This window comes from Lentzea sp. CA-135723, assembly GCF_050936595.1.
Lineage (GTDB): Bacteria > Actinomycetota > Actinomycetes > Mycobacteriales > Pseudonocardiaceae > Lentzea.
In genome coordinates, this window is record NZ_JBNJMK010000001.1 from 940,346 (window position 1) to 954,567 (window position 14,222).

General features: G+C 68.0%; 15 protein-coding genes. 8 read left to right on the top strand and 7 right to left on the bottom strand.

The features are described 5' to 3' along the window. The first annotated feature begins 42 nt into the window (after window positions 1–42). A complete protein-coding gene (locus ACQEU1_RS03875) occupies window positions 43–1,596 on the top strand; it encodes a CocE/NonD family hydrolase (protein WP_433196270.1) in 1,554 nt (517 codons plus the stop codon). On the opposite strand, the gene ACQEU1_RS03880 is transcribed toward ACQEU1_RS03875, so the two are convergent. The 4 genes from ACQEU1_RS03880 to ACQEU1_RS03895 are packed head-to-tail and all read right to left on the bottom strand — an operon-like array spanning window position 1,565 to window position 4,157. Next, complete coding sequence (locus tag ACQEU1_RS03880) at window positions 1,565–1,951, bottom strand: limonene-1,2-epoxide hydrolase family protein (RefSeq protein ID WP_433196272.1); 387 nt, start codon at window positions 1,949–1,951, stop codon at window positions 1,565–1,567. The two genes, ACQEU1_RS03875 and ACQEU1_RS03880, sit on opposite strands and share 32 nt — an antisense overlap. A 24-nt stretch (window positions 1,952–1,975) precedes the next feature. Beyond that, window positions 1,976–2,548: a TetR/AcrR family transcriptional regulator gene (locus ACQEU1_RS03885; protein ID WP_433196274.1), complete on the bottom strand. Its 573-nt coding sequence runs from the start codon at window positions 2,546–2,548 to the stop codon at window positions 1,976–1,978. Next, window positions 2,545–3,390, bottom strand: a complete 846-nt coding sequence (locus ACQEU1_RS03890) for an amidohydrolase family protein (RefSeq protein WP_433196276.1) — start codon at window positions 3,388–3,390, stop codon at window positions 2,545–2,547. Before ACQEU1_RS03890 ends, ACQEU1_RS03885 begins: the two co-directional genes overlap by 4 nt. After that, on the bottom strand, window positions 3,387–4,157 hold the full coding sequence (locus tag ACQEU1_RS03895; protein ID WP_433196278.1) for an HpcH/HpaI aldolase family protein: 771 nt from the start codon (window positions 4,155–4,157) through the stop codon (window positions 3,387–3,389). The genes ACQEU1_RS03890 and ACQEU1_RS03895 overlap by 4 nt, the downstream gene beginning before the upstream one ends. 97 nt (window positions 4,158–4,254) lie before the next feature. Here ACQEU1_RS03895 and ACQEU1_RS03900 point away from each other — a divergent pair, with 97 nt between their 5' ends. From ACQEU1_RS03900 to ACQEU1_RS03925, 6 genes are read left to right on the top strand one after another with little or no spacing between them, the layout of a single operon-like run. After that, complete coding sequence (locus ACQEU1_RS03900; protein ID WP_433196280.1) at window positions 4,255–5,322, top strand: hypothetical protein; 1,068 nt, start codon at window positions 4,255–4,257, stop codon at window positions 5,320–5,322. Continuing rightward, window positions 5,319–6,425, top strand: a complete 1,107-nt coding sequence (locus ACQEU1_RS03905) for a DUF5624 domain-containing protein (protein ID WP_433196282.1) — start codon at window positions 5,319–5,321, stop codon at window positions 6,423–6,425. The genes ACQEU1_RS03900 and ACQEU1_RS03905 overlap by 4 nt, the downstream gene beginning before the upstream one ends. A 27-nt stretch (window positions 6,426–6,452) precedes the next feature. Next, window positions 6,453–7,676 (top strand): amino acid ABC transporter substrate-binding protein, encoded by a 1,224-nt coding sequence (locus ACQEU1_RS03910; RefSeq protein WP_433196284.1) that lies wholly within the window; start codon window positions 6,453–6,455, stop codon window positions 7,674–7,676. Between the two features lies 1 nt (window position 7,677). Beyond that, window positions 7,678–8,562, top strand: a complete 885-nt coding sequence (locus ACQEU1_RS03915) for a branched-chain amino acid ABC transporter permease (protein ID WP_433196286.1) — start codon at window positions 7,678–7,680, stop codon at window positions 8,560–8,562. Beyond that, on the top strand, window positions 8,559–10,274 hold the full coding sequence (locus tag ACQEU1_RS03920; protein WP_433196289.1) for a branched-chain amino acid ABC transporter ATP-binding protein/permease: 1,716 nt from the start codon (window positions 8,559–8,561) through the stop codon (window positions 10,272–10,274). Before ACQEU1_RS03915 ends, ACQEU1_RS03920 begins: the two co-directional genes overlap by 4 nt. Beyond that, complete coding sequence (locus ACQEU1_RS03925) at window positions 10,271–10,993, top strand: ABC transporter ATP-binding protein (protein WP_433196291.1); 723 nt, start codon at window positions 10,271–10,273, stop codon at window positions 10,991–10,993. Before ACQEU1_RS03920 ends, ACQEU1_RS03925 begins: the two co-directional genes overlap by 4 nt. Here the strand turns inward: ACQEU1_RS03925 and ACQEU1_RS03930 are convergent, their stop codons facing one another. Further along, window positions 10,994–11,959 carry a hypothetical protein gene (locus ACQEU1_RS03930; protein WP_433196293.1) on the bottom strand — a complete coding sequence of 322 codons (966 nt, stop codon included), beginning with the start codon at window positions 11,957–11,959 and terminating at the stop codon, window positions 10,994–10,996. A 153-nt stretch (window positions 11,960–12,112) separates the two neighbouring features. On the opposite strand from ACQEU1_RS03930, the gene ACQEU1_RS03935 reads away from it, so the two are divergent. Further along, window positions 12,113–12,745 carry a MerR family transcriptional regulator gene (locus ACQEU1_RS03935; protein ID WP_433196295.1) on the top strand — a complete coding sequence of 211 codons (633 nt, stop codon included), beginning with the start codon at window positions 12,113–12,115 and terminating at the stop codon, window positions 12,743–12,745. Window positions 12,746–12,749: 4 nt separating this feature from the next. Here ACQEU1_RS03935 and ACQEU1_RS03940 read toward each other — a convergent pair whose 3' ends face one another. Further along, the gene (locus ACQEU1_RS03940) at window positions 12,750–13,334 is read right to left on the bottom strand and encodes a TetR/AcrR family transcriptional regulator (RefSeq protein ID WP_433196297.1); all 585 of its coding nucleotides are present in this window, start codon (window positions 13,332–13,334) and stop codon (window positions 12,750–12,752) included. 56 nt (window positions 13,335–13,390) lie between these two features. Beyond that, window positions 13,391–14,206 carry an alpha/beta fold hydrolase gene (locus tag ACQEU1_RS03945; protein WP_433196299.1) on the bottom strand — a complete coding sequence of 272 codons (816 nt, stop codon included), beginning with the start codon at window positions 14,204–14,206 and terminating at the stop codon, window positions 13,391–13,393. Window positions 14,207–14,222 lie beyond the last annotated feature (16 nt).

A 14,222-nucleotide genomic window follows, 5' to 3' on the forward strand; every position in this document is an offset into this window, starting at 1 on the left:
TATCCGGAATAGCTATTCCGAATCCTGGGTGGAGAGGCGCCTGTGAAACCGAAACCCGCCGGCCTGCTCGCCCGCGCGGCCGGAGCTGTGCACGGCAGGGCTTTCGGCCTGCCGCCTGGGGGAGTGCGGTACGCGGTCGAGCGCGGGATCCGGGTCCCGATGAAGGACGGCGCGGAGCTGATGACCGATCTGTACGCGCCGATCGGTGCGTCGCACGGCACGGTCCTCGTCCGCACTCCTTACGGTCGCGGCCTGCCGGAGAGCTTGTTCCACGGCCGCGCGTTCGCCGCCCAGGGCTACCAGGTGCTGATCCAGAGCGTGCGCGGTACCGGAGGCTCGACCGGGGCGTTTCGTCCCATCGTGCAGGAGACTTCGGACTCCCAGGACGTGATGGCGTGGCTGCGGCGCCAGCCGTGGTTCAGCGGGCGGCTCGCGACGCTCGGCGGCTCCTACCTCGGCTGGGCCCAGTGGGCGCTGCTCCAGGACCCTCCGCCGGAGCTGTGCGCTTCGGTGGTTCTCGTGGGGCCGCACGACTTCTCGGAAGCGATCCGCGGCACGGGGTCGCTCGCGCTCGCCGACTGGCTCGGCTGGAGCGCCAGCATGCGGGCGATGCGGCGGGGTGGTGTTCGCGATGTCGTCGCCTCCCGCCGGAGAGTGTCGGCGGCGTTGCGGGAACAGACGCCCGCGCGGGCAGCGAAGGTCGCGCTGGGCGACGAAGCCCCGTGGTTCGACGAGTGGCTGAGCCATGATCGTGACGATCCGTTCTGGCGGGGGTACGACGCCGGGTCGGCGTTGACCGTGACGAAGGTGCCCACGCTGGTGGTCGGCGGCTGGCACGACGTCTTCGTCGACCAGACGCTGGCACAGTTCCAGGCACTCGACGAGCGCGAGGTCGACGTGGCCATGACGATCGGCCCGTGGACCCACCTGGACACCGCGGTCAGGGCGTCGCGAGTCGTCGATGCCGAGGCGTTGACGTGGCTCGATCAGCACGTCGCCGGAAAGGCTGCGACGCGCGACGCGCGGGTGCGCGTCTACGTGACGGGCGCTGAGGAGTGGCGCGCGATGCAGTCCTGGCAACCGCACACCGGCGCGCTCAGACTCCGGCCGGACGCGACCGGGGTGCTCGGCGCCGAGCCGGGGAGCGGCGTGGTCGAGTTCTCCTACGACCCCGCCGATCCGACGCCCTCCGTGGGCGGCAGACACATGTCGGCCAAGGCGGGTCGTCAAGACAACCGCGAGCTCGAGCGCCGTCCCGACGTCGTCACCTTCACCACCGCGCCGCTGGACGAGGACGTCGAGGTCGTCGGAGCGCCCGTGATCGAACTTCAGCTCGACCGCGACGTCTTCGTGCGACTGTGCGATGTGGACAGTCGTGGCCGGTCGTGGAACGTGACCGAGACGTTCGGCCGGCCCGGCTCGGGACGGTTGACGCTGGGCTCGTGCGCGCACCGGTTCCGCGCTGGGCACCGCATCCGGTTGCAGATCTCGGGTGGGGCGTACCCGCGATACGCCCGCAACCCAGAGCCTTGTCACTACGCGATCGACTGCGCGGGAACGACGCTCATCCTTCCGGCGCGGTGGTCGCCCGAGTGAACGTGGCCATGTCCCAGTAGTCGCGCCAGGCGGCGATCTGACCGTCCACGATCTCGAACACACCCATGACCGGCAGGTCGACCGCGGTGCCGTCTTTGCGGCGCAACGTGTCGGTGCGCTCGTTCATGACGACGCCCCCGTTGCTCATCTGGTGGTGCACGTCGAAGTCGATCCCGGAGAAGTCCGCCGTGAAGACGGCGAGGAACTCCTTGATCGCCTCGCGGCCGTGGATCGGTGGCATCGGCATGTTCTGGTAGATGGCGTTCTCGGTGAAGTAGGAGGCCAGCTCCTCCGGGTCCGGTGCGGCCCACAGGCCGCAGAACTCGGTCACCAGTTCTTCGGGGGTGCGCGTCACGTTCGGTCGTTTCCTTTCTCAGGGCTATCCGGTCAGTCCGTTGTAGACGAACGCGGCGAGCGCGTCCACGTCCGCCTTGGCGGTGCCTAGGTGCAGGGCGTTGTAGCAGTAGAGCTCCAGCAGGCAGACGACCATGAGAGCGACCTCGGCGGCATCGCTCGCCGGCTTGCCGACGTGAGCACGGGTCTCGGCGATGTGGTCGCGCCAGATCCGCACGTCCGTCGCGCGGATCTGGGCGCGGATGTCGGCGAACTGCGGGTCGGAGGCGGCGGCTTCGGAGATCGCGACCATCTCCGGGAGGTGGTCGCGGTACGTCCGCAGGTACGCCTGGACGTGGTCGCGGACGTCGGCCTCGGTCGTCATGGTGTGTCCGTCGCCGGCCACGTGGACGATGTGCCCGCGCCGGGAATCCTGGAGGTCGTCGGCGAGCGCTTTGAGGAGCGCGGCCTTCGAGTCGAAGTACCGGTACATGCCACCGGCGGCACGTCCGGCCTCATCGGTGATGTCGGTGATCTTCGTGCTCGCGTAACCCTGCCGTGCGAACACGCGTCGAGCGGCCGCCTTGAAATCCTCGGTCGCGCGGTCCGACCGGGTCATGAGAAGAACAGCTCGGTGGGGGAGTCGACCAGGACGCGGTGCCGGTCCGCCGAATCCGGCACCCAGGCGGCCAGCAGGTCGAGCAGTTCGCCGGTGTCCCGCTGGCCGTCGGGCAGGTGGGGCCAGTCGGAACCCCACAACATTCGGTCAGGATGTTCTTCCGCCAGTGCACGTGCCAGTGTTTCCACAGCGGACAGCGGCTGGGTCTTGGCGAGCCGGTAGGCGCCGGACAGCTTGATCCAGCAGTTTCCTCTGTCCATCAAGGTCAGGAGCTGGTCGGTGCCGAGGCCGTAACCGATGTGGTCGACGACGTAGGGAACTTCCAGGCGTGGGAGGAAGTCCTGCAACCTGGAGAGCACCGCGCCCGGCGTGTAGAACTGCACATGCCACCCGCGTGACGCGGCGCGTGCCGCCATGGCTTCGATGTAGGCCATCAGGTCGGACGGGGTCCAGTCGGCGCGCGCGAAGAGGTCGAGCCTGATCGCGCGGACTCCCAGTTCGTGCCACAGGTCCAGATCTGCGTCGGAGGTGTCGTCCTCGATGCGCACGACCGCGCGGCATCGGTCGCCCACCTTCTTCAGCACGTCCAGGGTGAGGCTGTTGTCGTTGCCGTAGAACGTCGGCTGGACCAGCACCATGCGCTCGATGCCCAGGAATCGGGTGACCGCGAGGTATTGGTCGAGCGTGGCGTCCGGGAACGTGTACAGCGGCTCCAGGACGTGCGGGTAGCCGGCCTCGAACACGTGGAAGTGCGTGTCGCAGGCGCCGCGCGGAAGTGTGAACGCGGGCAGGGAATTGCTGAACGCCGGCCGCATCGGCGTGGTCTGCGCGGGGATGCTCATGCGAACTCCTTCAGGACCAGACCGGCACGCGTCGAGGCGCCGGAGTGGAGTAGTTCGGTGTCGGTGCCGGTCATGAACAGCGGGCAGACGCCCAGCGGGAGGAGGTCCTTCATCAGGCCGAGGTCGCCGATGCCGCCGAGTTGCAGGAGCTTGCCGTGGGTCCGGCAGGCCTCGGCCGCGGTGGCGACGTGCGAACGGATTCGTTCGTACTGGCCGGGTGTGCCCAGTTCCGCGGTGAGGTCGTTCGCGCCGATGCCGAGCATGTCGACACCGTCGAGTGCCGCGATGGAGCCGGAGTTGGCGATGCCTGTCGGTGTCTCCACGAGGATCTGCACGATCGTGGCCGCGTCGAGCCACGGATTGAGCTCGGTCGCGGGGGTGGGCCGCAGGTCGAGCATCGGCACCATTGCGAGCTGGGATCGCTGACCGCGTGGCGGAAACCGGCAGGCGCGGCTGATCGTCTCGGCTTCCGCGGCGGTGTCGACGCGGGGCGCGACGATGCCGTGCGCTCCGCAGTCGAGCAGCCGGCCGATCGCGCCGTACTCGCGTTCCGGGATCCGGACGAACGGGGTCAGGCCGAGATCTGCGGCTGCCGCAGACAGGCTGGCGGCCACGTCGAGGGACATGGCGGAGTGCTCGAGGTCGATCAGCACGCTGTGATGGCCCGTCGCTCTCGCGATGCGCACGACGTCGGGTGTCCGGGCACTGCGGATCGCCAGCATCAGCGTCACCTTGCCGTCGTGCAGCCGCTCCAGGAACGCGTTCACGGCGCGCCTCCGATCGTTGCTTGCGTCACCGGCGCACCCGACGCTACCGTGAAAATGAATTCAAATTCAACACTGAAGCACGGGTGAGGTGACCTAAGTGAGTCCTCTGCTGACCGAGGTGTGGCGGTTGCCCACGTCGGGTGCGCGCGGCGTCACCCCGTTCACCATCGGTGAGCGGGACTTCCTGGCGATTCCCCAGCTCGCGCTGGACGCGGAGGGAACGCCTCCGGGGATGAACGGTGGTGACAGCGGTACCGACCTGTTGGTGCTGAGCCGCGAAGCGGACGGCTACGTCGAGTACCAGCGGATCCCGGCGCCTGGCGGAGAAGATGCCGAGTTCTTCACCATCAGCGACGAGGTCTTCCTGGCGGTCGCGAGCATCAGGACCGGCTGCGGGCCGTACCACTACGCCACCGACTCGGTGATCCACCGGTGGGATGGGGAGAAGTTCCTGCCGTTCCAGGAGATCCCGACGTACGCGGCCAAGCAGTGGCGGCACTTCCGGATCGGCGGGCGGAACTTCCTCGCGCTGGCTCAGGGCGTGACCGTGCGGCCGGAAGAGAACCGGGCATCGGTGATCTTCGAGTGGACCGGAAGCGGTTTCGAGCCGTTCCAGACGATCGACTCGAGCTGGTCCTACAACTGGCATCACTTCGAGGTCGACGGCACACACTTCCTCGCGCACGCGGACCACGTCGCCCGGTCGGTGCTGTTCCGCTGGGACGGAGAGCGGTTCGTCGAGCACCAGGCGCTGGCCGTGTCCGGTGGGCGTGCGTTCGCGACCTTCCACGCGGATGGCCGGCTCCACCTCGCGGTGGCCGTGATCGACAACGACTCGTTGCTGTACCGCTGGAACGGCGGCATGTTCACGCTGCACCAGGTGCTCGACGGCCCGGGAGGCCGGGAGTTCGCGGTGGTCGGCGGTTACCTGTTCCGGGTCAACTTCATCGTCGGGCCGCGCGAGAACCCGGTGACCCGGCTGGAGTCCCAGATCTACGAGTGGAAGGGGAAGCGCCTCGTCGAGGTCGAGCACTTTCCGACCTCGGGCGGGACCGCGGTCGCGGTGTTCGGTGCCGAACCCCTGGTCGCCGTCTCCAACAGCCTGACCGAGGACGTCCGCTTCCGCACTGACACGGTGATCTACCGGTTCGGGGGAACGCTGTGACGAGCCCCGAACTCGTCGCGCTGTTCGAGACCTACACCGGAGGTCCCGACACCATCGGCGCCCGGCTGGCCGAAGCTCATCGTGAGCTCGCCGGCAAGGATCCGCTGATCGTCGCCACCGGCCGCGACCTGGCGTTGTTCCCCGGCTCCGGACGCCCGCCCGAGGTGGAGAGCTTTCGCCTGGGCGCGCGCGGGTTCAAGGAGCTCACCGGGATCTCGCACCTCGGCCCTGCGGTCGGGTCGCTGGTGAGCATCCGGGAGATGCGAGGCAACGCGTGGCGACCCGACGGCGAGAAGCTGTTGGCCGACGTGGAGAAGGCCCGTGTCGCCAACGGCCTGGCCCTGTGGCGGGACGAGATCGCGGTCGGCGCCTTCCGCGGCATCGAGCAGGAGATCGCCGACATGGTCGACTACTCGTGCGCGGTCACCGCTCGCTATCTCCGCCGCGCGCTGTCCGAAGAGGACTACCTCTCGGCCGAGTCGCTGACCGCGGACTACCTTGACGGCTCGCCTGTACCGATCAACCACATGATGGTGGCGACGTTCTTCCTCGCGGGCATGGACGCCGCACATCGGGTGCTGCGCTGGCTCGACGCCTGGGACCTCGACTGGCCCAACGCGATGGTGCTGATCGCCGGCCGTCAGGGCAGGCCGACCGCTGGAGTCACCTGGAACACCAGCAGTGTGGCGACGTTCGTCCTCGGTGCCGCCCGCGGCCGGCTTCCGCTCGAACGCCTCTACATGGCACCGCACGCGCCCGTCTTCGCCACACCGGTCGACGGCGATGTCGCGCACGTGGCGGCGATGGAAACCGAGCTGCGCTCGCTGTGGTCCAGCATCCGAGCGACCGTGGAGCTCGGCGCAACGATGTTCCCGGCCCACCCGCGGTTCGTGCCCGATGGGCGCACACTGTCCGCCATCGGATCCGCGCACGACTTCGATGCGCTGGTCGGACGGTTGCGCAGGGTGCTCGAAGACCCGCGCCAGCTGCTCTCCGCGGCGGTGACCGACTACGCGGTGGACCAGTTGGTGGCGAACGGAAACGATCCGGCGCGGGTGATCGTTCCCGGGCTCACCGGAGTGCACTACCCAACCCAAGACTGACCTATCCGGCCCTGACTGGAGAACAGCATGCAAAGGCGCATCCCCCAACTCAGCAGGCGAACACTTCTCCTCGGCACCGGCGCAGTCCTGTTGTCCGCGTGCGGCTCCGGGGCGTCCGGCGCAGGCGGCACCGGACTGATCAGGATCGGAGCATCGCTGCCGTTGACGGGTCCCGTCGCGGACGTGTCCAAGCCCGGCTACCAGGGTTACCAGGCGTGGCAGAAGAAGATCAACGCATCCGGCGGGTTGCTCGGCAGGCAGGTCGAGTTCGTGGTGCTCGACGACGGCTTCGACCAGAACACCGTGGTGGCCAACTACAACCGGCTGATCAGCCAGGACCGGGTCGACCTGCTGCTGGGCACGTTCTCGTCGTTCCTGAACCTGCCCGCGTCGACCGTCGCCGAACGGCACGGCATGCTCTACATCGAACCTTCCGGTGGTGCTGCCGAGATCTTCGAGCGCGGCCTCAAGCGGTTGTTCTTCGCCCAGCCCGGCACCACCGAGGACGTGCCGGACCGGTTCGTCGACTACATCACGTCCTTGCCCGCCGCGGATCGTCCGGCCACCGCCGCGTACTCGACGCAGAACGACCCGAGCGCGGACGTGCCGGTCAAGCTGTTCCAGGAGCGGTTCGAGAAGCTCGGGATCAGGACCGTCCACCGCTCCGACTACCCGGCCGAGACCGCGAACTTCGACACGCTGGCGGCTGCGATCGGACAGGCGGCGCCGGACCTGGTCGTGCACGGCGCGGTGACCGCGGACGGGGTGGGCATGATCCGGTCGTTCCAGAAGGTCGGGTTCAGCCCGAAGTTCCTGTTCCAGACCAAGTCGCCGTCCGACCCGCTGACGTTTCCCGACGGCATCGGCACCGGCAACACCGAGGGCATCTTCACCACGGCGGCCTGGCACCCGAGCGCCAAGACACCGGGCAACGCCGAGTTCGTCGCGGCCTACAAGGCACAGTTCAACGAGGATCCGACCGAGGACGCGGCGTCGTCGTACACCGCGACCCAGGTGCTGGAAGCCGGTGTTCAGGCGGTTGGGCGGATCGACCAGGACGCCATCGCCGAGTGGCTGCACGCGAACTCGGTGCCGACCGTTTCGGGCACGCTGGCTTGGGACGAACGCGGCGTGCCGAAGGCATCGATGTTGCTCGTGCAGTGGCAGAAGGAAAAGATCGAGGTGGTCGCTCCGGCGGAGGCTGCCACGACGAGCTCGGTGGTCCGCCCGAAGCCGGGATGGACGAGCTGACGTGGGCACCTTCCTGCAGACGCTGGTCTTCGGGTTGCTCGTCGGCGGCGTGTACGCGTTGGCGTCGTCCGGTCTGACGCTGATCTTCGGGGTCATGCGGATCGTGAACTTGGCGCACGGCGGTCTCATGGTCTTCGCGGCGTTCCTCACCTACACGATCTGGCAGTCCACCGGACTCGACCCGTTCCTCGCCATTCCGTTGGTGTGCCTGGTGTTGTTCCTCGTCGGGTGCGTGCTCTACCAGGGGTTGATGCGGTTCGCGGCCCGCGGTGGCGAGGCGTCGATCATCCTGGCGACGCTCGCGCTCGCGATGATCATCGAAGGGGTGCTCGCCTTGATCTGGGGCGCGGAGCCGCACAACGTGACACCGTCTTACGTGAACTCCGCGGTCCGGGTCGGGAGTGTTGTGATCCCGACCGTGCAGGCGATCGGGTTCGTGATCGCCTGCGTCCTGCTCGGAGCCCTGTACTTGGTGCTGAACCGGACCTGGCTCGGCAGGGGAGTGCGGGCGGCCGCTGCGAACCCGAGCGGGGCGACTCTGACCGGTATCCGCGTTGAGCGGGTGAGCCTCGCGACCTACGCGATCGGCGTCGCGCTGACCGGCGCGGCCGGGGCGATCGTGGCGGTGCTCGCGCCCTTCATGCCGGACTCCGGTGACCGGTGGATCGGCATCGGGCTCGCGATCGTGGTGCTCGGCGGGATGGGCAGCCTCGCAGGAGGGCTGGCCGGGGGGCTGTTGTTCGGGCTCGCGGAGACCTTCACCACAACGTACGTCTCCAGTGCGTGGGCCACCGCGGTGCCGTTCGTCCTGATCATCCTCGTGCTGTTGCTGCGTCCACAAGGGATCTTCGGTCGTGCGGTCCGAAAGGACGTGATGGCGGTATGAAGCCACTTCTCGCGCTGGGCTCGCTGACGGTGGTCGCCGCCGTGCCGCCGTTGGTCGCCAACAGCTACTACCAGAACATGCTGATCATGGTGCTACTGCTGGCGATCATGGCCAGCGGGTGGAACATCATGGGCGGATACACCGGTTACATCTCGTTGGGACAGAGCGCTTTCCTCGGCGTCGGCGCCTACACCTCGGGGATCCTCGCCAACGCGTGGGGCGTCTCGCCCTTCCTCACCGCGCCGCTCGGCGGTGTCGCGGCAGGCGTTCTCGCGGCGTTGCTCGGCATGGTGACGGCACGCGCCAGGGGCACGGTGTTCATCATCGTGACCTTCGCGCTGCTCGCGTTGCTCGGCATCGTCGCGGTGAACTGGACGTCGCTGACCAACGGAAGCCACGGCCTCGTCCTGGCGATCCCGGACTGGGACCGCTCCCTCGCGAACTGGCCGTTCTTCTACGCACTGCTCGGCGTGCTGGTGCTGACCCTGGCGCTGTCGTGGTGGATCCGCCGCAGCCGGTTCGGCATCGGTCTGCTGGCGATCCGCGACGACGAGGAGAAGGCGGCCGGCCTGGGTGTCAACACACCGCGCTACAAGCTGCTCGCGTTCGTCGCCAGCAGCGTGCCCATCGGTGTCGCGGGCGGGATCTACGGCTACTACCTGTCTTTCCTCGATCCCAAGGCGATGTTCACGATCATCACCAGCATCACGCTCGTCCTGGCGGCCCTGCTCGGTGGCGCCGGCACGCTGTGGGGTCCGGTCCTGGGCGCCGTGCTCGTCGAACCGTTCTCGCAGTGGACCAACCAGCAGTTCACCGGACCCGACGCCGGAGCGTGGCGACTGGTGCTCTTCGGCGGTGTGTTGCTGATCGTGGTGTTGTTCCTGCCGCACGGCATCCTGCCGGAGATCAGGAAGCGGCTGGTCCGGACACCGGTGACAGCGCCGGTCGGCAAACGGCTCGACCATCGTCCAGTCGAGGTCGCCGCGCGGACTCAGCAGACCGATGAGCCGCTGCTGGAAGTGGCCGGACTGCGCAAGAGCTTCGGTGGACTGCGCGTGCTCGACGGAACCTCCTTCACCGTCATGCGAGGCTCGATCACAGGGCTGATCGGCCCGAACGGCTCTGGCAAGACCACGGCGTTCAACCTGATCGACGGCGATCTGCGCGCCGACGGTGGCACGATTTCGTTGCGCGGCAACCGGATCGATGGGTTGCCCAGATGGGACAGGGACCTCGCCCGCACCTATCAACTGACCAGGTTGTTCCCCAGACTCACCGTGCTGGAGAACGTCCTGGTCGGAGCCCGCCGACCGGGAAAGGCTCAGGAGTTGCTCGACTTCGTCGGTCTCGCGGACTACGCGGATCGGCCTGCCTCCAGCCTCTCCTACGGTCAGCAGAAGCTCGTGGAGCTGGCCCAGGTGCTGATGCCCGACCCGGAACTCGTGTTGCTCGACGAACCGGCGGGCGGCATCAACCCGACCCAGATCGAGCAGTTGGCGGGACTGATCCGCCGACTCAACCAGTCCGGAACCACCTTCCTGATCGTGGAGCACAACATGCCCCTGGTGCTGAGCCTGTGCGACTCGGTGCACGTGCTGGCGAACGGCTCCTGCATCGCGTCCGGCACACCGCGCGAGATCCAGCAGAACTCGCTCGTGCTCGACGCCTACCTCGGCGAGGGATACCGCGAACTGCACGGGACGAGCTCATGATCACCCTCGACGGCGTGTTCGCCGGTTACGGCGGGGGAGACGTGCTCCAGGGACTGCACCACGTGGTGGAGGAAGGCTCGGTGACGTGCGTCGTCGGGCCGAACGGCGCTGGGAAGTCAACGGTGCTGCGCACGATCAGCGGCCTGCTGAAGCCGCGCGCCGGGGAGATCCGCCTGGGGGACAGGGTGATCAGCGGCCTGCACCCGGCGGACGTGCTGAGCGCGGGGGTCGTGCAGGTCCCGCAGCAGAACGGTCTGTTCCCGGCGATGACCGTGCGGGAGAACGTCCTGCTCGGCGGCTACGTCCGGCGGCGCGACAAGGCGTTGCTGCGCCGCCGGTACGAAGAGCTGGTCGCGATGTTCCCGATCATCGCCGAGCGAGCGAGTCAGCCTGCCGGCAATCTGTCCGGCGGCCAGCGCCGCATGGTGGAATTCGCCCGCGCATTGATGGTCGACCCGCGAGTGGTTCTCCTCGACGAGCCGTCCCTCGGCCTGGACCCCAGATCGCTCAGCTTGGTCAGCGAATCGGTGAACACCATGCGAGCGGCCGGCATGACGATCCTGGTGGTGGAGCAGAACGTCAGGTTCGGCCTGGGCCTCGCGACGCACGGGGTCGTGATGGAGAGCGGGCGGGTGTTGCTGGCAGACACCGCGGCAGGGCTGCTGGCCAACGAGGAGATCGGCGAGCTGTTCCTCGGTGGGAGCACGGTGGCGAGCTGATCACCCCCGCTGTGCCGCGGTGTGGACGGGCCTGGCGAGCGCCCACACCGCAGCGATCCCGACTGCCAGCACCAGCACGCCGAGCGCGGTCAGCGTCAACGCGTCCGGCCGGATGAGTGCCTGCCCTCGTTCGGCCTGCCACGTGACCAGGGCCAGGACGCCCGCGTAGCCCCCTGCGGCGACGATGATCAGGCGAGCCCTGGTCTCGGCGGCGCGCAGCCGGGGGACGCGGGTGGCGAGCAGGGTCAGCAACGCGAGCACGATCGGCAGGGCCTGCAGGGCGTGCATGCCGAAGAAGTGCGGAATCCGCAGATCGCCACCCGTGGTGCTCCAGCCGGTGAGCGGCATCGACGGTCCGCCGTCCGCAGACCCGACCGTGTGAGCGCCGACCATGCCCTGGAAGGTGCCGTCGCTCATCGACCTCACCTGCGACGACGTGGGCGTGACCATGAGTGCGCCCAGACTGATGCCCACCAGTGAGATCCCGGCGCCGAGGCGCAGCGTCCAGCGGCTGGCGATGTCGGCGATCGGCGTCCGGAGCACGAGGATCGTCAGGATCAGCGCGCCGGTCCACAGCACACCGATCGAGATACCCATGATCGAGTAGATGACCGAGTCCGCCGGGGTGGAGAAGTTGAAGTGGCTGGGTCGTCCGCGCACGACCTGGATCAGGATCAGCACGAACTCCAGGTAGATGATCGCGACCAGCACGTTGGTCGTGCCGTTGGCGAGCCTCCGGTTGGTCCTCAACAGCGAGAACAGCCAGGCCCAGGTCACGGCGTAGACCGAGTTGGACACGGCGAACTTGAACGGCTTGAGCCAGATCGGCGCGCCGAGCAGCACCCGGTCGTCGAGGAACAGCCCTGCGACCGACACAGCCGCGAGTCCCGCCATGACGACGGCCACCGCCAGCATCGGCCGGTGCCAGTCATGGGTGCGTTCGCGCAGCTCAGACAGCGTGGTCAAGGTACTCCGCCCTAAATGAGTAGTGACACTATAGATAGCGTGAAGTTAGACTATGGATATTCGAGCTGCAAGGAGCGGGGTAGATTGAGCTGATCACCGAGGGGCCGGGCTGTGGGCTGCCGGTCGCAAGACGAGGAGAACGTGCGCGTGCGCATGACGGAGCTGAGTCGGGAGTCGGGCGTCCCGATCCCGACGATCAGGTACTACCAGCGCGAAGGCATCATGCCGCCGGGTGAGTACACGAGCCCGAACCAGGCGCGGTACGACCAGACGCACGTGCAGCGGCTCAAGCTGGTCCGCGCGCTCCTCGACATCGGGGGCCTCTCCATCGCGGAAGTTCGCGACGTCGCGCAGGCCATCGACGGCAAGGCGCCCACGATCGACATCCTCGACGTCGCGCACAGCACCTTGATCACGCTGAAGAGCGAGGTCGATGACGAAGACCGCGCGTGGGCGCTGTCCCTGCTGCAGGAGGCCGCGCGGAGGGTCGACTGGGTCATCGAGCCGGAGGACAGGTCGACGGACGCGATCGTCCGGGTGCTGTGCACGTTCCGGGAGATCGGGCACGGTGGCTTGCTGGAGGAGTTCGGCGGCTACGTCGAGCTGGCGGCCCAGGTGGCACAGCTCGATCTCGCTACCCTGAGCGCCCCGGAGGCGCCGGAGTCCATTGTGGAGCAGGCCGTGGTCGGCACCGTGCTCGGTGACGCGCTGTTCAGCTCCCTGCGCAAGCTCGGCCAGCAGAACGAGTCGAAGAAGCTCTACGGCGCGGCGCGCACGGAGTCCTGAACGATCAGTTCGTGATGCCGCCGTAGACGAAACCGGCGAGCGTGTCGACGTTCTCGCGCGTACCGCCCTTGCCGAGGTGCAGCGTGGCGTAGCAGTAGCTCTCCAGCAGGCTCACGACCATGGTGGCGAGCGCCGCCGGATCACCGCCGGGCTTGCCGATGTGCTCCCGGAGCTCCTTGATGTGGTCGCCCCAGATCGTGAGGTCCTTGGCCCGGATCTTCCTCTGCACCTCGGCGAACTCCTCGTCGGCGACCGCGGCCTCGTAGATCGCGACCATCTCCGCCAGATGGGCGCCGTAGGACTTCCAGTACGCCTTGACGTGATCACGCACGTCCTGCTCGGTTTCCATCCGATGGCCGTGGCCGGACGAGTGCACGACGTTCTCATGCCGCGCCTGCAGGAAGTCGTCGGCGAGTGCTCGCAGCACCGCGGCCTTGGAGTCGAAGTAGCGGTAGATGCCGCCGGTGGCCCGGCCGGCCTCCGCGGTGATGTCGGTGATCTTCGTGGCGGTGTAGCCCTGCCTGGCGAACACGCGCCGAGCCGCGGCCTTGAACTCCTCTGCCGTGCGGTCGGACTTGGACAGGGTCACTGCTGCGCCTCCTAGGGTTGAAAGTGAAGTCACTTTCAACCCCAGGGTAGCTCGACTCACCTGACCGAGCGAGCTGCCTTCAGGATCAGCGCGGTCGTCTCCGCAGGTCGCGACATCATCGGAACGTGTGACGCCGCGACGTCTGCGGTGGTGGCACGGGCGCGCTGTGCCATGAAGCGCTGCGTGGCCGGAGGAATGGCGTTGTCCTTCGTGGCCACCAGGTACCAGGACGGAACGGACTTCCAGGCAGGTGCCGCGGAGGCCTCGGTGAACGCGGCCACGGAGAACGGCCGCTGGGTGGCCTGCATCAGCCGGGTGGTGCGGGAGGGGAGGTCGCCGGCGAACGCCTCGCGGAAGACGGACTCCTTGATGTAGAGGTCCGTGCCCGTGCCGCCGCCGGGCAGGGGGTACGGCCGTTCGAGGAGCGCGTCAGGGGTGATCTTGGTGCCGGGGTTCTTCGTGACGAGCTGGGCCAGCGACTCTCCGCTGTCCGGTGCGAAGGCCGCGATGTAGACGAGCGCCTTCACGTTCGGGGCGCCCACCGCGGCGTTGGTGATCACAGCCCCGCCGTAGGAGTGCCCGACCAGCACGACCGGTCCGGTGATGGTTTGCAGCACGCTGCGGACGTAGGCGGCATCAGAAGAGAGGCCGCGCAACGGGTTGGCGGGCGCGATGACCGGATATCCGGCCTCCTGCAGGCGGCTGATCTCGTCGTTCCAGCCGGAGGAGTCGGCCCAGCCGCCGTGGACCAGGACGACGGTCGGCTTGGTGTGGCTGGCGCTGCCGCTGGCGGGACCGCCGCCGAGCATCAGCGCCACGGGGAGCAGTGCGGCGACGGTGAATGCCGCCAGTCTCCTGAATGGACGCTTCACGGTGTTGCTCCTGGGG